Raw genomic sequence first — 21,945 nt, 5'->3', positions numbered from 1 at the left:
CAAAGCGGGGCCTCGTCGTCAGTACCCGATGAGCGAACAGAATGTCAGCTCAGGAGCGCTTCATGGCATCGAAGAATTCGTTATTGGTCTTTGTCTGCTGTAAACGTCCAAGCAGGAATTCCATCGCGTCAAGGTCATCCATACCGTGCAGGAATTTACGCAGGATCCAGAGTTTCTGCAGTTCCTCTGGATCGGTCAACAACTCCTCGCGGCGAGTACCTGAACGATTGATGTTGATCGCCGGATATATCCGCTTCTCAGCGATGCGCCGATCCATGTGCACCTCCATGTTGCCGGTGCCCTTGAACTCCTCGTAGATAACCTCATCCATCTTCGAACCGGTATCGACCAGCGCGGTCGCGATGATGGTCAGACTGCCGCCCTCCTCGATATTACGAGCCGCGCCGAAAAAGCGTTTCGGGCGATGCAGCGCATTGGCGTCGACACCGCCGGTAAGCACCTTGCCAGAGGAAGGCACCACGGTATTGTAGGCGCGGGCCAGACGGGTGATCGAATCGAGCAGAATCACGACATCACGCTTGTGCTCGACCAGACGCTTGGCCTTCTCGATGACCATCTCGGCGACCTGTACGTGACGCGATGCCGGCTCGTCGAAGGTCGACGAGATCACCTCGCCCTGTACCATCCGCGACATCTCGGTCACTTCCTCCGGTCGCTCATCAATGAGCAGCACGATGAGATAGCAGTCCGGGTAGTTCGAGGCGATGCTCTGGGCGATGTTTTGCATCATCATCGTCTTGCCCGCCTTCGGCGGCGAAACGATGAGGCCACGCTGCCCCTTGCCGAAGGGCGCGACGATATCGATAACGCGCGCCGTGATGTCCTCGGTACTGCCGTTGCCGCGCTCGATCCGCATGCGATTTTGCGCGTGCAGCGGCGTCAGATTTTCGAACAACACCTTGTGCTTAGCGCTTTCCGGCGTCTCGAAGTTGATACGGTCCACCTTGAGCAAGGCAAAGTAGCGCTCCCCCTCCTTGGGTGGCCGAATCTTGCCGGAGATCGTGTCGCCAGTACGCAGATTGAAGCGGCGGATCTGGCTGGGTGACACATAAATATCATCCGGTCCCGCCAGATAGGAACTGTCGGCACCTCGAAGGAAACCGAAACCATCCTGCAGGATTTCCAACACGCCGTCGCCGTGAATATCCTCCCCATTCTTGGCATGCGCCTTGAGCATGGAAAAGATGATGTCTTGCTTGCGGGCACGGGCTGTGCCTTCGATATTCATGCTACGGGCCAGTTCCACCACCTCGGCGGCCGGCATCTGCTTCAGTTCGGTAAGATTCATCGGTACTCGGAAGGGGTCGGAAAGAAAAAGGAAGAGTTCTCAAGCCAGTACGGTTGACTTGTCGCCAACGTACCACCATGCGATGTTTATTCGAATCGGGGAGATCGCTGCGAACGGCCTTATGAGAGTATTGCGCGTCCGTCAGCCCGAATGTAGCACGCAGCACACACGACGTCCAGCCTTGAAAAGACCGGACGCCGCACACAGGCGCGTCAGATGTTCTGGTCCAAAAACGCGGTAAGCTGAGACTTGGAAACGGCACCCACCTTGGTCGCCTCAACGCTGCCGGACTTGAAGAGCATCAGCGTCGGGATTCCCCGGATGCCGTACTTTGGCGGGGTTGCCGGATTTTCATCGATATTGAGCTTGGCGATCTTGAGCCTACCCGCATACTCGCCCGCGATCTCGTCAAGTACCGGCGCAATCATCTTGCAGGGACCACACCACTCCGCCCAGTAGTCCACCAATACAGGTTGGTCGGATTTAAGAACCTCCGACTCGAAATCACTGTCAGACACATGAAGTATCTTGTCGCTCACATTAACCTCCGAAATAGATAACTTGGCAAGACCGCAGCTTACGGATATGGTGCAGGCTCCGGCACCCAGCAAACTGACATCGATCCTGCATGACCTCGATTGTGGGCCGAGTGCCTGACCCATTTCAAGCCCGCTGCCAATGGCCACTATGACTGACACCCACCTGTCCGAGCATACATTCGATTCCCTAGAGCTAGTTCCCGCGGTACGCCAAGGCATTCTGGACTGCGGTTTTTCGAAGATGACGCCGATCCAGGCCGCGATCATGCCCATCGCCTTGGGCGGGGCAGACGCGGCGGGGCAAGCGCAGACCGGCACCGGAAAGACCGCCGCCTTCCTCATCGCCACCTTCAATCGTCTGCTCAGCCACCCGTCCGCCGAGCCACGTAAGGCCAATCAGCCACGTGCGCTGGTATTGGCGCCCACGCGTGAACTCGCCATCCAGATCCACAAGGATGCCGAAGCCCTGGGGCACCATACAGGCCTGCGTCTGGGATTGATCTACGGTGGCGTTGATTACGACAAGCAGCGTCGCAGCCTGGAAGAAGGCGTAGACGTACTGATCGGTACGCCCGGACGCATCATCGATTATTTCAAGCAGCACGTCTTCGACCTGCGCGCACTCCAGGTTATGGTGCTCGACGAAGCGGACCGCATGTTCGATCTCGGTTTCATCAAAGACATCCGCTTCCTGCTCCGCCGCATGCCGACCCCGGAACACCGCCTGTCCATGCTGTTTTCGGCCACACTGTCGTATCGTGTCATGGAACTGGCCTACGAACACATGAACAACCCGCAAACCGTGCGTATCGAACCGGAGCAGGTCACGGCCGAGCGCGTGAGGCAGGAAGTGTACTTCCCGTCCAACCGCGAAAAGATTCCCTTGTTACTCGGCCTGCTGGAGCGCGAACAACCGGAACGCAGCATCGTCTTCACGAACACCAAGCGTGCGGCTGAGGAAATCACCGCATACCTTGAGGACAATGGCTACCCAACCGCCCTGCTCTCCGGTGATGTACCGCAGAACAAGCGCCAAAACCTACTCAAGTCTTTCACCAGCGGCGAAATGTCAATCATGGTGGCAACCGACGTGGCGGCACGCGGCCTGCACATACCTGACGTCTCCCATGTCTTCAATTACGACCTTCCGCAATCTCCAGAAGACTACGTCCACCGTATTGGACGAACCGCGCGTGCCGGCGCAGAAGGCGACGCCATTAGCTTCGCCTGCGAGGATACCGCCTTCTATCTACCGGAGATTGAGGCCTATATCGGGATGAAGATCCAATCGCAGGTCGTCGAGCCCGCGCTCCTGAAGGAACCGAGGGCGCAGATACGCCACGAGCGCAAGCGCCACCCGGTTCGCGGTCCAGGGCGTAGCGAATCGAAGCCGCCACATGCAGGCAAGGTCAGCGAAGACAAACCACGCACGGACGGCGCCCATCGACGACGACGCCGCAAACCGACACCCAATCCCGGTTGACCTGGACACTTTGAGTTAACGAATCGCCACGTGATCGACCTCTGGGCACCTTCCGCCGACCTCGGCCTTGGCACCGCGCTCACCACCGCATTCGTGCTCGGTATCGTGCACGGGATCACACCCGACGAACATACCTGGCCGATCACGTACAGCTATGCCATCGGCGGCTACTCCACGCGACGCGGCCTCATCGCAGGCCTGAGCTTCTCACTGGCGTTCACCGTCCAGCGCGCGCTCGCCAGCGAACTGGCCTATCTCACACTGGACCACTGGTTCACGGCATCCGCGCACCTCAATTACTACGTTTACCTCATCGTAGGTACGGCGATGTGGCTAGGTGGGCGTTATGTCCGCGGAGGCCATCATTTCCATTTATGGCGTCCACGCCAGACACCTCTCGCGACAGACGCGTTACGCACACCTCGTCCGTGGATGCCGCTGATACACGGATTTATCGCTGGTTGGGGCGTCGGTGCCTTCGCACTCATCATTTACACCGTACTCGCGCCTGCCATGCCAGGTCCGGCACTCGGTTGGCTGCCAGGCGCCCTATTCGGCCTGGGCACGACCCTCGTACAGGCAATTTCGGGTGCGCTCATCGGCCTGACGGCGCAGCGCATCGGGCTGCCCGCAGAAGCGATACGGCGCATTGCGCTGATCACCGCAGGGCGCACACTGAGCTGGGGTGGCATCGTCTTCATCGCCGGTGGGCTCTTTGGCCTGCTCGCGCCTCATTGGGCAGACCTGAGCATCGCAACGGGGCTACACATCCATAACCTAGCCCACCTTGGACTCGCCTTCATTCTGGTCATGATCGTGGTGATGCTGATCGGCGTCGGCTCCCTGATCCAGCAGTTGCTGCAGTGGCGACACCACCGACACTAGGATCGCGCCCCCACCGCTGACCCAGTCATGCTGGCCCAGCCATTGCGCACAGGCTCGTGAAAACATCGCGTACGAGAGCGTCCAGGACACCTGCGGGTAGGTACCCTTACAGTCAAAAGCGGCATACGAACACCTCGCCGCCGCCCTCTTATAAAGCTCGAAACCTCACATAGCGAAAGCGTTACGATCGAACAACGCAGCCTCGACGCGCCCCGCAGATGCCAAGATGCAGAGACAACTCACATCCGGTAGGTATGTACGCTAAAACGCAAGACGCCCGCTGTATGCGGGCGTCTTGCGTGATACGACACGGAGCCAAAATTAGGTGTGCTGTGCTCCGTGGTACAGATTAACCACGTGGCGCGCCTCCGCGAAGAACAGCCAGCGTTCAATGCCCTTACCCGCAAGTGACGACAATACAGCCAACGTTGCCAGCAAAAAGCCAGCGCCCTGAGACGCCGCCGCGGCTACGATCAGGATCAAGGGCAAAATGAACCCGAATCCGAATACCAGCGCCTTCAGCATGAGCAGGCGACCGGCCTCCACCTGATAACCGAATTCTTCCGTCAGAAAGGTACCTGCCGTATGCCCCACATCCAACAGGCGCACCGTCGCGCGCGTGAAGGTCGTGGCGGTATTGATGCTCGGCCCGCTGGTCTTGATAATCCAGTAGTAGTAGATGCCCTTCATCACCCCGGTCATGACCAGTGCCGTACCGGCCACACCGGTGATGAACTGAAGATTCGCCCCGTAATAGGCCTCGATCGCCAAGTGGAACAACGCACCCAACGTCAACCCCATGAGCAGGTAATTGGCCGGTACCAGCGGGGTGTTCCACTGGCGCATAGTCTTGAGGCACGCGTAGATCATGCCCGTCGCGAAGACGGTCATAAAACCGAGCACGATACCAATCAACCCCATCAGCCCGAAAAACGCCGGGACATGGGCGCCATAAAGGTAAACACCCAGCAAGTAGAGAAAGCCAAAGGGGAAGAAGATCACGGCCAACACCGCCTCACGCGACAGCCACGAGGTCTTGACCCGCATAAAGGAACGCCAAGCGTTCTTCGGATTGGCCAGATGGCCGGTGGAAGAGATCAGGCCGGCCACGATCAGCACGAAGGCGGTGATCAGCGCGGTGAGTAGCTCGGAGCGGTCCATCGCCGGCCCGAGACGAAATAGCTGCAGGATTGCGGTGAGCGAATACAGCCCGAAACCCGCGCCGGAAACGACGGTGAAAAAAATGACTGACAATGCCGGATGCATGGTGACTTACCTCAAGCTTACGTGCAGTGGACCGGCGCGGCTCAGCGCGCCACCGCCTTGTTGACCCATTCCTTGACCTTGCCGGCGAGGCTGTCGCGACGTACATCCTCGGTGGGGATCGGCGTGTTGATGCGCGGCGGCAGGTAACGGTTGGTCGGGTTGTACCCCAACTCGGGCATCAGTTGCATTCCGTCGCGCTCGCGCACCAAGCGGCTGACCTCGGAATTCTGGTCGTCGAAGTCACCGAAGAAGCGTGCGTGCGCCGGACAGGTGATCACGCAGGCTGGCTGACGGTCTATCTCCGCGAGCGTCTCGTCGTAAATACGGTCGATGCACAGGGTGCATTTTTTCATCGTGCCGGACTCGCGATCCAGCTCGCGGGCACCGTAGGGACAGGCCCACGAACAGTAGTTGCAGCCCATGCACTTGGTCTGGTCGATCAGGACCACCCCGTCTTCCTTTCGCTTGTAGGACGCCCCTGTCGGGCATACCGTCACGCAGTCTGCGTCCTCGCAGTGCATGCAGGACATCGGAAAATTGATCGTCTTGCTGTTGGGATACTCGCCCACTTCGTAATGGCGGATACGATTGAACCAGACGCCGCTCGGGTCGGCCCCATACGGGCGGTAGTCGGTCAGCGGGCCGGTTGTGCCCGAGGTGTTCCACTGTTTGCAGGCCACCGCGCAGGCGTGACAGCCAACGCAGGTATCCAGATCGATGACGAGACCGAGTCGCATGGTCCTAGCTCCTTATTTCGTTATTTCTGGCCGCGGGTCAGCACATCGCTAAGATCGCGCCGTATGCCCACTGGCTCGTGCGAGTGATAGCGCAGCACATCCGGTGATTCCGCCACATTCGGCAGCCGCTTGATGGTATCGAAGGTCGGCCAGCTACCGGTCTCTCCCGGTGCGGCCGGCGTGATCTTCACGCGCAGGTCATACCAGGCCGCCTGCCCGGTCACCGGATCTGAATTGGTGATGTTATCCACCGCATCGCCCTTGCGCGGCAGCAGCTCACGAATCAGGTGGTTCATCAGAAAGCCCTTGGTCGCCTCGTTGGCCTCAGGCTTGAGACCCCAGGCGCCGGCCTGCTTGCCGATGGCATTCCAGGTCCACACGGTGTTGCGCTCGACGCCTTCCATCAGCTTGACCTGCACGCGAACCCGTCCATTGTGCGACTCCAGCCAGACCCAGGACTTGTCCGCGATACCCATCTCGACGGCCCGCTGGCGGCTCATGAACAAGTAGTTCTGCGACATGATCTGCCTCAGCCACGCGTTCTGAGAATCCCACGAGTGGTACATGAACATGGGGCGCTGGTTGACGGCGTGGAAGGGGTATTCATCCTCATCGATCCGACACTGCTCCAACGGCTTGTAGTACTCAGGCAGCGGCGAGAAATATTTCACCATCCGCTCCTTGTGTTCCGGCTTGCTCGGCTGCGGACCATCGTACAGCCCTTGCCCGGCAAGACGGAATTTCTGCAACGTCTCGGAATACAGCTCCATGATGATCGGGTCTGTCGAGCCCACCCAGCCGGCATGTTTGGCCAACGCCAAGTAATCCTTGTTGGCAAAGCGGTAGTAGCGCGTGTGCTCCGGCAGGTGATAGGCGAAGAACGACTGGTTCTCGATATAGCGTTCCCATTGCTTCGGATTCGGCTTGCCGCGAAGATGGACTTCGTTCCCATCTTCGTCCAGACGCCAACCCGACAGGAAACCGATGCCCGGCTCCTTCTCGTAGTTGACGATGAAATCCTTGTAGTCCTTGAACTTGCGCGTGCCGTCCGAGTTAGTGAAGGCCGGGAACTTGAGGCGACCGGCCAACTCGACCTGAACCTCCTGCCAGGCCATCACGTCCCGATCGGACTTAATGATCGGCTGACGGATCGCGTCGGCGGCCAGATCCGCCTCAGAAATCGGACGATCGAGCATCGAAATGGTGTCATAGCGCTCGAGGTAGGTGGTGTCCGGAATCACCAGATCGGCGAAGTTGACCATCTCTGAGTGGAAGGCATCGGACACGACCAGGAAGGGGATTTTGTATTCACCATCCTCGCCGCGTGTGCGCAGCAGATCCTGCATCTCCTTGGTATTCATGCTGGAATTCCAGGCCATGTTCGCCATGAAGAACATCAGCGTGTCGATCGGGTAGGGATCGCCCTTCACGGCATTGGTGATGACCATATGCATTAAACCGTGATTGGAAATCGGCGCATCCCAGGAGAATGCCTTGTCGATGCGCAGCGGGTTGCCGTCGGCGTCGATGACCAGATCCTCCGGCGCCTTGGGGAAGCCCAGTGGCGGGCTCTTGAGCGGCGTATTCGGCGCCATTTCCTTGGCCGGCTTGATCGACGGCGGGATGTGCTTGGGGTAAGGCGGCTTGGCCAGATGGCCGCCGGGGCAGTCAATGGAGCCCAGCAGCACCTGCACCAGATGAATCGCGCGGCAAGCCTGGAAGCCGTTGGAATGCGCCGAAATACCGCGCATCGCGTGCATGGACACGGGGCGTCCAATGAACTTGTCGTGCTTGCGCCCGGCCCAGTCGGTCCACTCAGCCTCGACCTCGATGGTTTCCTTGAATGCGACATGCGCCATCTCCAGCGCCAGACGCTCGATGGTCTCGGCCGGGATACCCGTCACCTGCTCCGCATTCTTCGGGGCGTATTGCTCGTCGAGATATTTCTCGGCCAGAAGCGACATCGCACTCTTGACAGGCCGTCCATCCGGACCCTTACCTTCCCAGAACAATGCCGGCTGAATGTCTGCTCGCGTGGCGTCGACGAAGGCCTCACTGACCATGTCCCAGGCCATCGGCTTGCCATCGGCATCACGGACGAACAGGCCATCACCCTGTTCGCCAGGGGTATTGATCACCAGCCACGGGGTGTTGGTATAGCGAATCAAAAATTCCCAGTCGAACTGCTCGTGCTTGAGCAGCACATGCGCCATCGACAGGGCGAACATCGCGTCGCTACCCGGACGTATCGGCACCCATTCGTCAGCGATCGCCTGGTAACCCGTGCGTACGGGATTGACGCCCACGAACTTGGCACCACGACGCTTGATTTTTTCCAGACCGATCTTGATCGGGTTGGAGGCATGATCCTCGGCCACGCCCCACATCATGAAATACTTCGTGCGATCCCAATCGGGATCACCGAACTCCCAAAAGGCATGCCCCATCGTGTACAGACCACCCGCGGCCATGTTCACCGAGCAGAAGCCACCGTGGGCCGCCCAGTTGATGGTGCCGAACTGGCTGGCCCACAGGCCGGTCAGTGCCTGCATCTGGTCACGACCGGTGAAATAGGCCAGCTTCTTGGGATCGGTCTCGCGGATCTTCTGCAGGCGCTCGGTCAGAATATCGAGCGCGCGCTCCATCGAGATTTCCTCAAATTCGCCGCTCCCGCGCTCGCTACCCTGCTTACGCAGCAACGGGGAACGCAGCTTGGCTGGCGAATTCTGCTTCATGATACCGGCATTGCCCTTGGCACAGAGCACGCCTTTATTGATCGGATGGTTGCGGTTGCCCTGGATGAAGCGAACCTGATTGTCCTCCACGGTGACCTTGATTCCGCAGCGGCAGGCACACATGTAACAGGTGGTGTATTTGACTTCCTGTTTCTCGTGGTTTTCGAATTCGGGGATCGCGCTCATGCAGAACCTCTGGCTACTGTGTCCGACAACATAGACAGTGCAGTCTGACCCTCGCAGCGGCCAGACTCAAACTAGTCTTTTTTATTTTCTAATCGAAAAAATTAATGGAACAAAAAAAATACTTATTGTTCACATCGAAAACCCGATAACCCGCAGTTTTGTCAAGTATTCGAGCCCAGCCGCCGGGCGTATACTGCCCGCCATGACGACTTTGATCGATCGCTTCAACCGCCCTATCGAATACGTCCGCCTATCGGTCACCGACCAGTGCGATCTCCGCTGCAGCTACTGCATGCCACGTGGATTCAAAGACTTCAGCGAACCGGCGGAATGGCTCGACTTCGACGAAATCGAGCGCGTTATCGCGGCCTTCGGACGACTGGGCGTGCGTCGCGTACGCCTGACCGGCGGCGAGCCCTTGGTTCGCAAAGACCTGCCGCTCCTGGCCCGCCGCTTGGCGGACCTCCCAGGTATCGAGGATCTATCGCTGTCCACCAATGCCACACGCCTGTCGAAGTCTGCAGTAGCGCTGCGCGAGGCTGGTATTTCGCGCATCAACGTCAGCCTCGACACACTGAAGCCGGAACGCTTCAAGTCAATCACCGGTGGCAAGCTGGACAAGGTCCTTTCCGGCCTGATGGCTGCGAAGACCGCCGGATTCGGCCCCATCAAAATCAACATGGTGGCCATGCGCGGGGTGAACGACGACGAAATAGAGGACATGGTGCAGTTCTGCATCGACCACGATTTCACTCTGCGCTTCATCGAGACCATGCCTATGGGTGATACCGGGCGCAATGCAGGCGATCAATACCTCGACCTCCAGACCGTCAAGGCGCGCCTTGCCCGACGCTTCGAGTTGATTCCTGGCGTCATGCCTGGCGGCGGTCCTGCCCGCTACGTCCAGGTCGCCGGCACCCGACTGCGCATCGGCTTCATCACACCCATTTCTCAGCACTTCTGCGAGACTTGCAACCGCGTACGCCTGTCCGTGGAAGGTACGCTCTACCTCTGCCTCGGACAGGAGGACAAACTGGAACTGCGCCCCTTGCTACGTGCCGGTATCGACGATGCCGGTCTGGAAGGCGCCCTGCGCCAGGCCATCGACCTCAAACCCGAACGGCACGAATTCCGTGAGCAACCGACCAAGGTCGTGCGCTTCATGTCCATGACCGGCGGCTGAATTCAGAACATCGAGCGCGACCCCGCGTAAACCTGGTAGCGCCTCTGGCCGACCGCATAGGCCATATCCACGCGCAGGTCCACGTTTACCAGCCAGTCGATATGCCAGCGCACCCCCACTCCGAACGCCGGATCAAGCCGCCACGGGGCACTGTCTCCGCGATACCAAGCATTACCCAGATCGGTAAACAGCACGCCACGCAGCAGCGGGCGCCCGAACATCGGGTGCAGATATTCGACGTTGGCCAGCACGTAGGCGTTGCCCTCCAGCGAATCGCGGACGTAGCCACGCAAGGTATCGGCGCCACCCAGGGTATAAGCCGGCCCCAGACTCGACGTCCGACTGCTGAAGCCGAAGCGCAGTTGGTAATTGAGGTTTTCCGCCCCACCTTCCGACCGTCGGTAACGACGGTAATAACCGCCTACGCCAAGCTGACTGTAATGACTGCCGATGAGCCGCCCACCCGCACCCAGACTCAAGCCGTACTCCACACCCTGCCGGTAACCGTAGCGACCCAGCCGCACACGCGTGTAGCCGATATTTGTATTCACACCGACCTCGCGGCCCGAGGCGGCAAGGCCCGGCCTCCCCGAGAGATACCGGTAGCCAATCTCGCTCACCCCGAGACCCAATCCGGTGCTCCAACCGCTGTTGAGGCCATCTCGATTCAACCAACGCGTCAGCGATACATTTAGCGTCGACACCCGGTTGCGGTACACGCCCTCCGCCCCATCGGGAGCGTATAGCAGTTCACGCTGCTCGGTAGCGCCGAGCTTTGCACTGAAGCCGTAGGCGCTACCGGGTAGGCGCGCGGCGGCGTACTCCACGCTTTGCTGATCGGAGGTGCCGCCACCTGCAATTTGCTTCTGTTCGGCAATCAGCTTGAGTCGCTGATCCAGCCCGAACACGTTGTCGAACTCCAACTGCCCGCCATAACTAATGTCACCGTCGGCGGTACGACCAAGACGCGGCAGCACCCAGGTATAGGTTTTTTCCTTGACGGTGAAGATCACCGCCACCCGGCCATCTGGCATTGGTGATACGCGATCTTGGACCCGCACGAACAATCCCAGATTCATGATGGCTTGACGCGAGGTCTCGACTGCTGACGGCATCAGAGGCTCACCGACGCGAATGAGCAACTGCTGGCGCAACACAACATCGCGTGTCACTCGGTTACCCTCGAAGCGTATCGCTCCGATCACCGGCGCCGCTCCAACCGGTGCCGCCAAGACCACAAGCGGACCGACACAGACCGCCAGCGACAACGCGCGCACCCACCAGAACAACCTCCGTCGCCAGTGCGTGACCGCTCCCGATCGCGTCATGCCTCGCCCTCAAATCATGCCAGCGGCCACACCCTCATCCACACCGCACACCATTTTGGCAGGCCCGACTGGATACCGGTATGATTTAGCCTGCGCCATCCCTCCAAAACAGAGCGCGTTTCCACTATAAAACAGTGGTTAAAACCCTGCACGAGCGAACTTTCCATCAGGAACGAACTTAGCCCATGAAGTTGACCCGCGTCTGCATACTCGGCGGTACCGGCTTCGTCGGACGCCATCTCGCCGCACGCCTCAGTGCCCACGGACTCCAGCTACGCATACCCACCCGGCACCCGCAACGCCATCGGGATCTGCAACTGCTCGACGGTATACAGCTCGTCGAGGCCGATGTGCATGACCCCGAATGCCTCGCACGCGTTTTCGAGGGCTGCCAGGCCGTCGTCAATCTGGTCGGTATCCTCAACGAGCGCGGTCGCGACGGACGCGGGTTCGAGCACGCGCACGTCGAGCTCGCCAACAAGGTCGTCAATGCCTGCCAGGGCAAGGGCGTCAGTCGCCTACTCCATATGGGCGCCCTGGGCGCGGAAAACACGCCCGGCACCAGCCACTACCTACGTACCAAAGCCAAGGCCGAGACCCTGGTGCACACACTCAGCGGTCCCGCGCTCGCTGTCACCAGTCTACGGCCCTCGGTGATCTTTGGACCCGGCGGCGACTTCCTCAGTCACTTCGCCATGCTGCTCGACACCATCCCTGCCGTGTTCCCGCTCGCCTGCCCGGAGGCCCGCTTGCAGCCGGTCTACGTCGGTGACGTCGCCGACGCCTTCGCGACGGCCCTCAGCGACACTCGCAATCATGGCGCGCGCATCGATCTGTGCGGCCCCAAGCGCTATACCCTGCGCGAGCTGGTCATCTACGTGGCTCGTGTGAAGGGCCTGCGTCGACGCATTGTAGGGCTCCCCGACTGGGCCGCTCGCGTCCAGGCATTGGTCCTGGAGCGGCTGCCTGGCAAATTATTCACGATGGACAATTACCGCTCGCTGGCCATCGACAGCATATGCCCACCCAACGTAGCGCATTGCCCCACCGCACTGGAGGGCATCGCCCCGCAATATCTCGGCAACCAGACCCCGCAGCGACACTACGACCGCCTGCGTGATCTCAGCCAGTATTAGGCCGTTCATGGCGACGCGCCCGATGCCCGACGAAATTTACCTGGTGGGCGGTGCCGTGCGCGACGGCCTGCTCGGCCTGCCGATCAAGGAGCGCGACTGGGTCGTGGTCGGGAGCACCACCGAGCAGATGCTGCGCCTGGGTTTCAAGCAGGTCGGCAAGGACTTCCCCGTCTTCCTGCACCCGGATACCGGTGAGGAATATGCACTGGCGCGGACTGAGCGCAAGACCGCCGCGGGTTATCACGGCTTTGCGGTGCATGCGGCCCCGGATGTGACGCTGGAGGAAGACCTGCGCCGGCGCGATCTGACGATCAACGCCATCGCACGCCGTGCAGACGGCAGCCTCGTCGATCCCTACGGCGGACGCCAAGACCTCGACCAGCGAGTGCTCAGGCACGTCTCTCCTGCCTTCGCAGAGGATCCGGTGCGCATTCTGCGCGTGGCCCGCTTCGCCGCGCGCCTCGTGCCGCTGGGCTTTCGTATCGCCGACGAGACGCTCGCCCTAATGCGCGACATGACCGCCGCCGGCGAGGTCGATGCCCTGGTGCCCGAGCGCGTCTGGCAGGAACTGGTACGCGCGCTTGCCGCGCCCGCACCCGAAAGCTTCTTCGAGACCCTGCGCACCTGCGGTGCGCTGGCGAAGCTGGTCCCCGAACTGGATCGCCTCTGGGGCGTACCGCAACCACCACAGTGGCACCCCGAGATCGACACCGGCGTGCACACCATGCTGGTGCTGCAGCAAGCCGCTCGTTTGTCGTCGGAACCGTTGGTCCGCTTCGCGGCACTGGTGCATGACCTGGGCAAGGGCCTGACGCCCCCCGGAGAATGGCCCAGTCACCGCGGACACGAGGCACGCGGCGAGCGCCTGGTCACCGCGCTCTGCGCCCGCCTCAAGGTACCCAACGACTTCCGCGACCTCGCGCGACTGACGGCACGCGAACACGGCAACGTACACAAGGTACTGGTGATGCGCGCCGACACCATTCTCAAACTGCTCGAAGGTGTCGACGCCTTCCGCCGTCCCGAACGGTTCGAACAGTTCCTGCTCGCTTGTGAGGCCGATGCCCGCGGACGACCGGGTTTCGAAGCCAAGGCTTATCCGCAGCCTGATTTCCTGCGTGCCGCCCTCGCCGCCGCACGCGCCGTGCCCGTTCAACCCCTGATCGTTCAAGGCCACGCGGGCAGCCAACTGGCCGAACACCTGCACCGCGCGCGCGCAGCAGCCATCACCTTGCTGCCCCGGCCGAACACCGAATAACCGCACACAACATCGAACATATCCAACGACTTGATCTATTCTCATCCCTTCACGGTCATTTCCAACTGCAGAAGGCGATACGCGGATGCTGGATGAGCAGCCAAAACTTGCGGACATTACCGCCCATCTGCGCGACGTGGTCTTTCGCACCCATCGCAATGGGTATTGGTGCTACCTGAGCCCCGCCTGGGAGCAACTGACCGGCTACAGCGTGGAGGAATCCATCGGCCGCCACCTGATCGACACCGTCCATCCCGACGACCGCGATATGAATCTCAAGGTCAAACAGAGCCTGGAAGTCGGCCAGTGCAACTCTTCGCGCCACACCAAGCGCATGCTATGCAAGGATGGCCGCATCATCCACGTCGAGGTCGACGTGAGCATCACCCATGGCGACGAACACGAGGGCCGGGTCAGTGTCGGCACGATTCGCGATATTACCGAGCGGGTCGAGATGGAGGCGCGCATCAGCGCCGAGCGGCAACGCCACGAAGCTGTGCTCAGCGCCCTTCAAGAGGGCGTGGTATCGCTCGACCTCGCAGGACACATCCGTTACCTGAATCCGACCGCCCGCGACATCACCGGCTGGATCGTCGGCGCACGCATCGACGAAGCATTATCCGCCACCCTGAAAATCGAAGACCCACACTGGATTACTCATCTTCTCAATCAACTCGGTACCGGGCTTCCCTATCGACATGAGCGCCCACTCAAGCTCATCAGCGCCCCCCGTTGGGTAGAGCTACGATTGGTACCGCTCGACCAGACACCCGCACCCAACGGCGGCGTACTGGTCTTGCGCGACATCAGCGCCGAGCAATCGCTACTCGAAAGACTGCGCTATCAGGCAGAGCACGACGCACTGACCGATCTCATCAATCGCCACGCCATGCATGACATCCTGGGGCGCGAGCACGCCAATGCGCTGCGTACGGGCAGACCCTACGCTCTGCTGATCTGCGATCTCGACGAATTCAAGCGCGTCAATGACCTGCACGGCCATGCGACGGGGGATCACGTCCTGCAAACCGTCGCCCTACGTCTGAGACAGCTGATGCGTCGGGGCGACTGGTTGGCACGTTGGGGTGGTGAGGAATTTCTCTGCCTGCTGCCCGAAACCGAACCCGAGGAGGCGTTCTCGATCGCCGGCCGGTTATGCCACGACATCGCGACACACGCCTGGGAAGATCCGCTTGACGCCATGTCGCCGACCATGAGCATCGGCATGGCCTGCTGGCCCGACGATCTGAGCGACCCCGAAAAACTGATGCTCTCAGCCGATGACGCCTTGTATCGAGCCAAGCGTTCGGGGCGCAATCGCGTCTGGCGCATCCACCCCGGCGACAACGTTCACGAACTGTAGATCACGAGCAGTGCCAACCCGAGTACCAGTCGATAGAACACGAAGGGCCACATCGACAGACGTGCGATCAGTCGCAGGAAGATGTGGATACAAGCCAATGCGCTGGCCCCGGAAACCAGTGCCCCGAGCCATAGGGTCGCCCAGTCCACCGCGACCCCGGCTGTCGCCAGATCGCGCACCTCCAAACCACCGGCAAGGACAATGACTGGAATCGAAAGCAGGAATGAAAAGCGCGCCGCCGCCTCGCGTGTAAGCCCGAGCGCCAGACCTGCGGTCATGGTGACGCCTGAGCGCGAAGTGCCCGGAATCAGCGCCAGCGCCTGAGCCAAACCGACCGCCAGCACGCCGCGCCAGCCCAAGGTGTATTCGTCGCGTTGCCGCCGCCCAGCCCAATCCGAGAGCCCCAGCAGCAGCCCGAAGCCCAGCGTCGCGGCTGCAATCACCAGCGGCGTGCGCAGCGCATGCTCGATCCAGCCCTTGAACAGCAGGCCGGCAAGTCCCACCGGCACCGTCGCCAGCAGTACCGCCCAGGCGAGCCGCGCCTCCGACGTCGTGCCCCGTCCGGCGAGCGAGGCCAGCCAGTCGCGGCCCATACGCCACAACTCGCCCCGGAAGTAGATCACCACCGCGCTCAAGGTACCGAGATGCACAGCCACGTCGAATGCCAGCCCCTGATCCGGCCAGTCCAGCAGGCGCGGTAACAAAATCAGGTGTGCCGAGCTTGAGATCGGCAGGAATTCGGTCAGTCCCTGTAACACAGCCAGAGCCAACAAATGTGTCAGCGGCATGCTCCCCCCATCAATCCGGTCACCCAATGGGCGACCTTGCCATCCTAGTCACGCATCAATCGATAGCGAAAATCGCGCGCCTCGAAACCCGGCAGTGGACCGTCATAGTCCCTCGTGAGCGCCAATCCCCAAAAGCGCTCCCCCATTTCGTCCGGCAAGGTCAGACGCTTAACTTCCTGAGCCAGCCTTAACCGCGCACGCTCATCCGGCGCGGCCGCGAAGGCCTCGCCAAATACAACCTCCAGCCCGCCGGTCAACAACATCTGCGACTGAGGCGCGAAGCCAGCCACGCGCAAACCCGCGTTTTCTGCGGCCACGGCCGCTGCCGTGAAGTCGACATCGGCGGTCAGATCGCACAGACCGGGCCACCAGAACGGGCTATCCAGCAACCGATGCCGATAATAAGCGCGTAGCGTGCCGTCGACACGTCCCGGCCGATAGACTTCCGCGCCTACACCGCCGTAATCGATCAGCAGCGCCACGCCTTGCTCCAGCGATGCGGACAAACCCTCGAACCAAGGCAACAATTGGTCATTGATCTCGCCGCGATAACCCTCGGGGTATTCATCGATCGGCAAGAATAGACAACGGCGCACCGCGGCTTCGAACTCGGAGTCTGCTAGGCGCGATGCCCAGCCCAGCCCCTCGTGAGTAAGCTCAACGCCATGCTCCCAGACCCGCCCCCCGGCCAGACCGAAGCTGCGTACCGGCATGGCATCCAGTACCTCGTTCGCGATTACGACGCCACGCAGTGGCGTCTCGGGCCAGTGCGTCAGCCAGGTCACGCGCGCCAAGGCCTCCGGCGCACGCGCGGCGATGGCTTCGCGCTGCCGTTCGCGCAGATCGGCACTGAGTTCCAGAATGGCATAACGCGTCGGCAGTGCGCCCAGGCGCCCCAATTCGTCCAGCAACGCGGCGGCGAGTGCACCGCTGCCTGCGCCAAATTCCAACAGCTCGCCACCGCCCAGTGCCGCGAATACGGTTGCGACCTGCCGAGCCAAGGTGCGCGCGAAAAGCTCGCCCAATTCCGGAGCAGTGACGAAATCGCCGGCCGCGCCAAAGTTTGCAAGCCCCGCGCTGTAATACCCCTTGCCCGGCGCATACAGGGCACGTGCCATGTAGCGGTCAAAACCGATCCAACTCCCGCTGGCAGCGACCTCGTCGGCAATCTCGGCAACCAGCGTCTCGCTGAGCGCGGCGGCCTCGGGCGTCGGGGTCGGCAATCGGTCGGTCTGGTGCTGATTCATCGTGGGTTCCAGGATCGGCCCGCATCGGCCGGCCACATGTTCGCATGGATGAGGTACAGTCTGGCTTTCGTCATTCTACACACGCGACCGACTCAGCATCGTGGCCACCAGCGACAACCTTCCCATACTCGTCACCGGCGCGGGCCGCCGCGTCGGCCTGCATCTAGCCAATCGCCTATTGGACGACGGTCACGCGGTCATCGCGCACTACCATCGACCGAACGCTTCGCTCGAAGCCCTGGCCGCACGCGGAGCCATCACGATCCAGGCGGCCTTCGACCGGACGGACGGTGTCCTCGGGCTGGTTGAGGCCGTGCGCGCAGGTACGCCAGCGCTACGCGCGATCGTGCACAACGCCTCGGCCTTCACACCCACCCCCCCGAACCCAGCGCCGCCGCTGCGATGTTCGAGACCTTCTGCGCGATCCATATGCTCGCACCCTATCTGATCAATACGGGCCTGGTCGAGCTGCTCCACGCGGGTGCCGATGCCAACGACTCGCCCACCGATATCGTGCACATCACTGATATTTTCGCCTTGAGCCCCAAACCCGAGTTCGACCTCTATTGCGCGACCAAGGCCGGACTCGAAAACCTCAGCCAATCCTTCGCCAAGCGCTATGCGCCCCGGATCAAGGTCAACTGCCTGCAACCAGGGCCGATCCTGTTCAAGGACAGCCATACCCCGGAAATGCGTCGCCGCGTACTCGCGGAAACGCCACTAGGCCGCGAAGGTGGTCCTGAAGCGGTTTATCGCGCACTAAGGGCGCTGCTCGACAACGACTATCTGACCGGTACGTCCATCCCGGTGGATGGTGGCCGGCACCTCGCCCGCTGAAACCTCGCCCAGGCGAATCGTCACACCCGCTACCCCTCCTGCTGTCACCGGCAGACCCAGTAGGCCATAGATATCGGCGACGACCGGCTGAAAATAGACGCCGTCAACTTGCGCGAGCGCTGGTAGCGGCTCGCCGGGGTCGAGTGCGAACAAAATATCGAGATCGGCCACCCGGTCCTTGAGTGCCCGTGACGGATCACCCCGATCACGCCCCAAGGCACATTCAATCCCGTTGCAGATATTCTTGAGGGCGGCAGGCGCGATCTGCGTCTCCACAAACACCGCCAGATTGAAAAACTCCCGTGCCGAAGCCATGTCGACCGGCTGTGTGCGCAAAATCCGACTCATGCTCAGGTGGCCGAAATGCCGCAGCAGCGCATCGAGTATCCGCGGCACGTTGGCTTCGGGATCGATATTGCTGCCGATGCCGATCACATAGCCTGCCACGCGCGGATACTGGGCATTCATCCCCAGGCGATCTCCCCACCTTGATCGGCCACCCCGCCCAGCTCGCGTTCGATCAGACCCCGATGCGCCTCCAGCGTGTCGCCGTAGTGGATCGCAAGTAACCGTTCACGCACCGTGCGGGGATAAGCCTCAATCAACTCGCCCAGCGTCGCATGTACGGGATTCCATGACTGCAGACTGCAGTCATGGAGTATGCGCCGCGCGCTACGATCCGCTGCTAACCAGTCCAACGGCTTGCTGTCGGCAGTGAAGATCACGTCATCATCGAAGATCAAGCCATAGGTGGCCATGCCGGGGGTGTGTTCGGTCGGGAAGGTGCGCAGCGCACAACCGGCAAACTCGAAGCAATGCCCAACGACTGGCTGTACGTCAAAAAAGTCCTCCAGTCGGTTTTCCCCGTCGCTGCTCAACCCCATGCTGCCCTTGAGCGTGTGCTCCCACAGCGCCGGCAGGATGTCCGGTTCGAGGATCAGCGGAATGCGTCGCCCAAGGGTGTAGCGTGTCTCGTACCCTGCGCGCTCAAGACCGAAGGCATGATCGGCATGCACATGGGTGATCATAATCGCGTCGATATCCGCCAGCGTCAGACCAACATCGCGCAGGGCATATTTGACTGTGTAGCCGCAATCGATCAGCAGGCGCCGCCCCTCGCTCTCAAGCAACAGATTGGTATTCCAGAAGCGCATCGACTCGGAATCGCCAGTGCCCAAAAAACGAAGACGGCGCGTGCTCACGGCGCAGACTCGGGCGGTACGCCGCGTTCGATCACCACGCCCACCTCCGTACGCCCCGGCAAGGCCACATCCTTGGTCACGCCGACACGCACCCACGACACATCGAATTCCGTCATCACGCGCTCGGCGCAGCGCTCCGCGAAGGTTTCGACCAACCCGAAAGCCGCCTCCTCGCCCAGAGCACGCAAACGGGCCGCCACTGCGGCATAGTCAACCGTGTCTTCCAGCGCATCACTGGCCGCCGCGCGGCGGACGTCCGCCGCGAAACTCAGGTCCACGCACAGGGTTTGCGTGATGCGCCGCTCCCATTCATGCACCCCAATGACGGCGGCCACCTTCAAACCTTGTATGAAAATACGATCCATTTGTCTCGCTCCCAGCCAGCCCATCACTATAACGGCCGACCGACGCCCCCGCCAGCGAGCGCCGAGCTTGCCATCGCACGGTCGATGGCATAACATTCCGGCCCTCTTAGGAATACTGAGTTTTGGAGTCGCGCATGGCCAGAGTTTGTCAGGTGACGGGCAAACGCCCTCTTAGTGGGAACAATGTTTCCCACGCCCATAACAAGACCCGCCGCCGCTTTTTGCCCAATCTGCATAGCCACCGTTTTTGGGTTGAGGGCGAACAGCGCTGGGTGAACCTGCGCGTCTCCTCGCACGGTATGCGCATCATCGACAAGAAAGGTATCGAAACCGTTCTGTCGGAAATCCGCAACCGCGGTGAAAAGGTTTAAGGAGCAGAACGATGGCCAAGGGTGCTCGCGAAAAGATTCGACTGATCTCCTCCGCCGGGACGGGTCACTTCTATACCACGACCAAGAACAAGCGGAACATGCCAGAAAAGATGGAGATCATGAAATACGATCCCGTCGTCCGTAAGCATGTGTCTTACAAGGAAGGCAAGATCAAGTAACAGCATATCCATCCGGCCGACAAGGTCGGATCGAACGCATAAGGCCCGGCAGGCAACTGCCGGGCCTTATGCGTTCCCGGGTTCGTACGATTTGCCGTCTCCACGCATTCGCTCTGCGCATGCAAAAAGGCCCGTCCCCACAAACACGCAGGGCCGGGCCTGGTTCCTCATCGTCTCCCCCGCTAACGGGAAACCGCGGTCTTGTCCAGTGAGTACCCGCGCAGGTCGCGGGCGAACTCCTGCAACGCGCGAATCCCGCTCGCCTCGGCCTGCACGCACCATTCCTGCAAAGACCCCAGCAGCTTGTCGGTGGCCTGCGTACGGCTCCACAGCGCTTGCAGACGCAACCGGAACTGGTAGACCGTGTTCAATGACTCACAGCTCTCCAGCGCACTGGCGAGACGCATACGCGCGCGCTCATCCATACGGGATTCCTCGCGCACCAGCGCCCGGCGTCCCTGCTTGAGCAGTCGACGGCAGGAGTCGTCAGCCTTGTGCAGTTCTTCCTGCAACACCGGCAGCATGACCTGGCGGGCATAATTGGCCATCAGGTGCAGCCGGCCAACGACCACTGCACGGGCTGTATCCACGTCCAGCTTATCCTTGTTCGCCACGAACAGCGGGCGAGGTGCCACTTTTTTGATCCGCACCAAGCGCAAGGCCTGCAACATGCGGATGTACATCCAGCCGATATCGAACTCCCACGGCCGCATCGAAAATTTGGCTGAACTGGGGAAGGCATGGTGATTGTTGTGCATTTCCTCACCACCAATGATGATGCCGATCGGCGAAACATTGGTGGAGCCGTCGGTCGTTTCGTAGTTGCGGTAACCACGATAATGCCCCAGGCCATTGATCACGCCTGCCGCCCAGAACGGTATCCAGATCATCTGTACCGCCCAGATGGCAATACCGTAAACGCCGAACAGCGCCGCATCGATGATCGCCATCAGCGTGACGCCCATGAGATTGTGTCGCGAGTAGACGTGACGCTCCAGCCAATCGTCCGGTGTACCGTGTCCGTAGTGCGCCATGGTCTCCGGATGCATGGACTCGGCGTGATACAACTCAGCGCCTTCCAGCATAACCTTCTTGATACCGTAGACGTGCGGGCTGTGGGGATCTTCCAGGGTCTCGCATTTGGCGTGGTGCTTACGATGGATCGCCACCCATTCCTGGGTCACCATGCCGGTAGTCAGCCACAGCCAGAAACGGAAGAAGTGTTGCAGCAACGGGTGCATGTCGAGTGCGCGATGGGTCTGACAGCGGTGCAGAAACAGCGTCACCGTCACGATCGTCGCATGGGTCAGCGCGAGTGCGACCAGCACGTAACCCCACCACGGCAACTGAAGATATCCATACAGCATGGATAACGAAAAAGTCATGTTCGAATCCCCTTTGAACCAGTATGTTCACTATATCGGAGGCACCGATCAGCGTCCATTGACACACCCTCACCCCCTCGGAGTAGGGTAAGCCTGCCCGATGGGGTGGGCACGCGTACCATAAGCAATACGAATTCATATTCGATGGCCCTAAAAATGATCT

Annotated in this window: 22 protein-coding genes; 10 read left to right on the top strand and 12 right to left on the bottom strand. The window is 60.8% G+C overall.

What is annotated here, in order from left to right:
* Positions 1–49: 49 nt before the first annotated feature.
* Both rho and trxA read right to left on the bottom strand, forming a co-directional pair.
* Positions 50–1,309 carry a transcription termination factor Rho gene (gene rho, locus BI364_RS02470; protein ID WP_070077407.1) on the bottom strand — a complete coding sequence of 420 codons (1,260 nt, stop codon included), beginning with the start codon at positions 1,307–1,309 and terminating at the stop codon, positions 50–52.
* Between the two features lie 212 nt (positions 1,310–1,521).
* A complete protein-coding gene (gene trxA, locus BI364_RS02465; protein ID WP_070079833.1) occupies positions 1,522–1,848 on the bottom strand; it encodes a thioredoxin TrxA in 327 nt (108 codons plus the stop codon).
* 148 nt (positions 1,849–1,996) lie between these two features.
* Here trxA and rhlB point away from each other — a divergent pair, with 148 nt between their 5' ends.
* On the top strand, positions 1,997–3,331 hold the full coding sequence (gene rhlB / locus BI364_RS02460) for an ATP-dependent RNA helicase RhlB (RefSeq protein WP_083251109.1): 1,335 nt from the start codon (positions 1,997–1,999) through the stop codon (positions 3,329–3,331).
* Positions 3,332–3,361: 30 nt separating this feature from the next.
* Positions 3,362–4,216 carry a hypothetical protein gene (locus BI364_RS02455; protein ID WP_070077406.1) on the top strand — a complete coding sequence of 285 codons (855 nt, stop codon included), beginning with the start codon at positions 3,362–3,364 and terminating at the stop codon, positions 4,214–4,216.
* Between the two features lie 321 nt (positions 4,217–4,537).
* Here the strand turns inward: BI364_RS02455 and BI364_RS02450 are convergent, their stop codons facing one another.
* The 3 genes from BI364_RS02450 to BI364_RS02440 are packed head-to-tail and all read right to left on the bottom strand — an operon-like array spanning position 4,538 to position 9,140.
* Positions 4,538–5,482: a dimethyl sulfoxide reductase anchor subunit family protein gene (locus tag BI364_RS02450; protein ID WP_070077405.1), complete on the bottom strand. Its 945-nt coding sequence runs from the start codon at positions 5,480–5,482 to the stop codon at positions 4,538–4,540.
* 41 nt (positions 5,483–5,523) lie between these two features.
* Positions 5,524–6,219: a 4Fe-4S dicluster domain-containing protein gene (locus tag BI364_RS02445; RefSeq protein ID WP_070077404.1), complete on the bottom strand. Its 696-nt coding sequence runs from the start codon at positions 6,217–6,219 to the stop codon at positions 5,524–5,526.
* 20 nt (positions 6,220–6,239) lie between these two features.
* Complete coding sequence (locus BI364_RS02440) at positions 6,240–9,140, bottom strand: molybdopterin oxidoreductase family protein (protein WP_070077403.1); 2,901 nt, start codon at positions 9,138–9,140, stop codon at positions 6,240–6,242.
* A 202-nt stretch (positions 9,141–9,342) separates the two neighbouring features.
* Here BI364_RS02440 and moaA point away from each other — a divergent pair, with 202 nt between their 5' ends.
* Positions 9,343–10,323: a GTP 3',8-cyclase MoaA gene (moaA, locus tag BI364_RS02435; RefSeq protein ID WP_070077402.1), complete on the top strand. Its 981-nt coding sequence runs from the start codon at positions 9,343–9,345 to the stop codon at positions 10,321–10,323.
* Between the two features lie 2 nt (positions 10,324–10,325).
* Here moaA and BI364_RS02430 read toward each other — a convergent pair whose 3' ends face one another.
* Positions 10,326–11,651, bottom strand: a complete 1,326-nt coding sequence (locus tag BI364_RS02430; RefSeq protein ID WP_070077401.1) for a POTRA domain-containing protein — start codon at positions 11,649–11,651, stop codon at positions 10,326–10,328.
* Positions 11,652–11,836: 185 nt separating this feature from the next.
* On the opposite strand from BI364_RS02430, the gene BI364_RS02425 reads away from it, so the two are divergent.
* The 3 genes from BI364_RS02425 (at position 11,837) to BI364_RS02415 (ending at position 15,408) form a co-directional block, all read left to right on the top strand.
* The gene (locus BI364_RS02425) at positions 11,837–12,787 is read left to right on the top strand and encodes a complex I NDUFA9 subunit family protein (RefSeq protein WP_070077400.1); all 951 of its coding nucleotides are present in this window, start codon (positions 11,837–11,839) and stop codon (positions 12,785–12,787) included.
* Between the two features lie 22 nt (positions 12,788–12,809).
* Positions 12,810–14,045: a multifunctional CCA addition/repair protein gene (locus tag BI364_RS02420; RefSeq protein ID WP_070079832.1), complete on the top strand. Its 1,236-nt coding sequence runs from the start codon at positions 12,810–12,812 to the stop codon at positions 14,043–14,045.
* An 85-nt stretch (positions 14,046–14,130) separates the two neighbouring features.
* On the top strand, positions 14,131–15,408 hold the full coding sequence (locus BI364_RS02415) for a sensor domain-containing diguanylate cyclase (protein WP_070077399.1): 1,278 nt from the start codon (positions 14,131–14,133) through the stop codon (positions 15,406–15,408).
* On the opposite strand, the gene BI364_RS02410 is transcribed toward BI364_RS02415, so the two are convergent.
* Together BI364_RS02410 and BI364_RS02405 are read right to left on the bottom strand one after the other, a co-directional pair.
* The gene (locus tag BI364_RS02410) at positions 15,396–16,196 is read right to left on the bottom strand and encodes an undecaprenyl-diphosphate phosphatase (RefSeq protein WP_070077398.1); all 801 of its coding nucleotides are present in this window, start codon (positions 16,194–16,196) and stop codon (positions 15,396–15,398) included. The two genes, BI364_RS02415 and BI364_RS02410, sit on opposite strands and share 13 nt — an antisense overlap.
* Positions 16,197–16,240: 44 nt before the next feature.
* Positions 16,241–17,443, bottom strand: coding sequence for a class I SAM-dependent methyltransferase (locus BI364_RS02405; protein ID WP_070079831.1), 1,203 nt, complete (start codon positions 17,441–17,443; stop codon positions 16,241–16,243).
* 100 nt (positions 17,444–17,543) lie between these two features.
* Between BI364_RS02405 and BI364_RS18865 the strand changes: the two genes are divergently transcribed.
* Together BI364_RS18865 and BI364_RS18860 are read left to right on the top strand one after the other, a co-directional pair.
* Complete coding sequence (locus BI364_RS18865) at positions 17,544–17,891, top strand: SDR family NAD(P)-dependent oxidoreductase (protein ID WP_197495801.1); 348 nt, start codon at positions 17,544–17,546, stop codon at positions 17,889–17,891.
* Complete coding sequence (locus BI364_RS18860; protein WP_197495800.1) at positions 17,873–18,280, top strand: SDR family oxidoreductase; 408 nt, start codon at positions 17,873–17,875, stop codon at positions 18,278–18,280. The genes BI364_RS18865 and BI364_RS18860 overlap by 19 nt, the downstream gene beginning before the upstream one ends.
* Here the strand turns inward: BI364_RS18860 and BI364_RS02395 are convergent.
* From BI364_RS02395 to folB, 3 genes are read right to left on the bottom strand one after another with little or no spacing between them, the layout of a single operon-like run.
* Positions 18,203–18,748, bottom strand: a complete 546-nt coding sequence (locus BI364_RS02395) for a 2-amino-4-hydroxy-6-hydroxymethyldihydropteridine diphosphokinase (RefSeq protein WP_070077397.1) — start codon at positions 18,746–18,748, stop codon at positions 18,203–18,205. The genes BI364_RS18860 and BI364_RS02395 overlap by 78 nt on opposite strands.
* Positions 18,745–19,482 carry an MBL fold metallo-hydrolase gene (locus BI364_RS02390; protein WP_083251108.1) on the bottom strand — a complete coding sequence of 246 codons (738 nt, stop codon included), beginning with the start codon at positions 19,480–19,482 and terminating at the stop codon, positions 18,745–18,747. The genes BI364_RS02395 and BI364_RS02390 overlap by 4 nt, the downstream gene beginning before the upstream one ends.
* Complete coding sequence (folB, locus tag BI364_RS02385) at positions 19,479–19,847, bottom strand: dihydroneopterin aldolase (protein WP_070077396.1); 369 nt, start codon at positions 19,845–19,847, stop codon at positions 19,479–19,481. Before folB ends, BI364_RS02390 begins: the two co-directional genes overlap by 4 nt.
* A 134-nt stretch (positions 19,848–19,981) precedes the next feature.
* Between folB and rpmB the strand changes: the two genes are divergently transcribed.
* Both rpmB and rpmG read left to right on the top strand, forming a co-directional pair.
* Complete coding sequence (gene rpmB, locus BI364_RS02380; protein ID WP_070077395.1) at positions 19,982–20,218, top strand: 50S ribosomal protein L28; 237 nt, start codon at positions 19,982–19,984, stop codon at positions 20,216–20,218.
* 11 nt (positions 20,219–20,229) lie between these two features.
* Positions 20,230–20,397 carry a 50S ribosomal protein L33 gene (rpmG, locus tag BI364_RS02375; RefSeq protein ID WP_038092463.1) on the top strand — a complete coding sequence of 56 codons (168 nt, stop codon included), beginning with the start codon at positions 20,230–20,232 and terminating at the stop codon, positions 20,395–20,397.
* 182 nt (positions 20,398–20,579) lie between these two features.
* Here the strand turns inward: rpmG and BI364_RS02370 are convergent, their stop codons facing one another.
* The gene (locus tag BI364_RS02370) at positions 20,580–21,764 is read right to left on the bottom strand and encodes a DesA family fatty acid desaturase (protein ID WP_070077394.1); all 1,185 of its coding nucleotides are present in this window, start codon (positions 21,762–21,764) and stop codon (positions 20,580–20,582) included.
* Between the last annotated feature and the right edge of the window lie 181 nt (positions 21,765–21,945).

The organism is Acidihalobacter yilgarnensis, assembly GCF_001753245.1.
GTDB lineage: Bacteria > Pseudomonadota > Gammaproteobacteria > DSM-5130 > Acidihalobacteraceae > Acidihalobacter > Acidihalobacter yilgarnensis.
Note: the sequence above shows the minus strand (reverse complement) of the source record. Positions and strands in the feature narration are given on the sequence as shown.

Excerpts from the sequence above, each read along its gene's own strand:
- BI364_RS02430 (WP_070077401.1), bottom strand. The coding sequence starts at position 11,651 with ATGACGCGATCGGGAGCGGTCACGCACTGGCGACGGAGGTTGTTCTGG.
- rpmB (WP_070077395.1), top strand. The coding sequence starts at position 19,982 with ATGGCCAGAGTTTGTCAGGTGACGGGCAAACGCCCTCTTAGTGGGAAC.
- BI364_RS02370 (WP_070077394.1), bottom strand. The coding sequence starts at position 21,764 with ATGCTGTATGGATATCTTCAGTTGCCGTGGTGGGGTTACGTGCTGGTC.
- rpmG (WP_038092463.1), top strand. The coding sequence starts at position 20,230 with ATGGCCAAGGGTGCTCGCGAAAAGATTCGACTGATCTCCTCCGCCGGG.
- BI364_RS02395 (WP_070077397.1), bottom strand. The coding sequence starts at position 18,748 with ATGAATGCCCAGTATCCGCGCGTGGCAGGCTATGTGATCGGCATCGGC.
- folB (WP_070077396.1), bottom strand. The coding sequence starts at position 19,847 with ATGGATCGTATTTTCATACAAGGTTTGAAGGTGGCCGCCGTCATTGGG.
- BI364_RS02445 (WP_070077404.1), bottom strand. The coding sequence starts at position 6,219 with ATGCGACTCGGTCTCGTCATCGATCTGGATACCTGCGTTGGCTGTCAC.
- BI364_RS02420 (WP_070079832.1), top strand. The coding sequence starts at position 12,810 with ATGCCCGACGAAATTTACCTGGTGGGCGGTGCCGTGCGCGACGGCCTG.
- BI364_RS02425 (WP_070077400.1), top strand. The coding sequence starts at position 11,837 with ATGAAGTTGACCCGCGTCTGCATACTCGGCGGTACCGGCTTCGTCGGA.
- rhlB (WP_083251109.1), top strand. The coding sequence starts at position 1,997 with ATGACTGACACCCACCTGTCCGAGCATACATTCGATTCCCTAGAGCTA.
- BI364_RS02440 (WP_070077403.1), bottom strand. The coding sequence starts at position 9,140 with ATGAGCGCGATCCCCGAATTCGAAAACCACGAGAAACAGGAAGTCAAA.
- moaA (WP_070077402.1), top strand. The coding sequence starts at position 9,343 with ATGACGACTTTGATCGATCGCTTCAACCGCCCTATCGAATACGTCCGC.
- BI364_RS02410 (WP_070077398.1), bottom strand. The coding sequence starts at position 16,196 with ATGCCGCTGACACATTTGTTGGCTCTGGCTGTGTTACAGGGACTGACC.
- BI364_RS02415 (WP_070077399.1), top strand. The coding sequence starts at position 14,131 with ATGCTGGATGAGCAGCCAAAACTTGCGGACATTACCGCCCATCTGCGC.
- BI364_RS18860 (WP_197495800.1), top strand. The coding sequence starts at position 17,873 with ATGCTCGCACCCTATCTGATCAATACGGGCCTGGTCGAGCTGCTCCAC.
- rho (WP_070077407.1), bottom strand. The coding sequence starts at position 1,309 with ATGAATCTTACCGAACTGAAGCAGATGCCGGCCGCCGAGGTGGTGGAA.
- BI364_RS02450 (WP_070077405.1), bottom strand. The coding sequence starts at position 5,482 with ATGCATCCGGCATTGTCAGTCATTTTTTTCACCGTCGTTTCCGGCGCG.
- BI364_RS02405 (WP_070079831.1), bottom strand. The coding sequence starts at position 17,443 with ATGAATCAGCACCAGACCGACCGATTGCCGACCCCGACGCCCGAGGCC.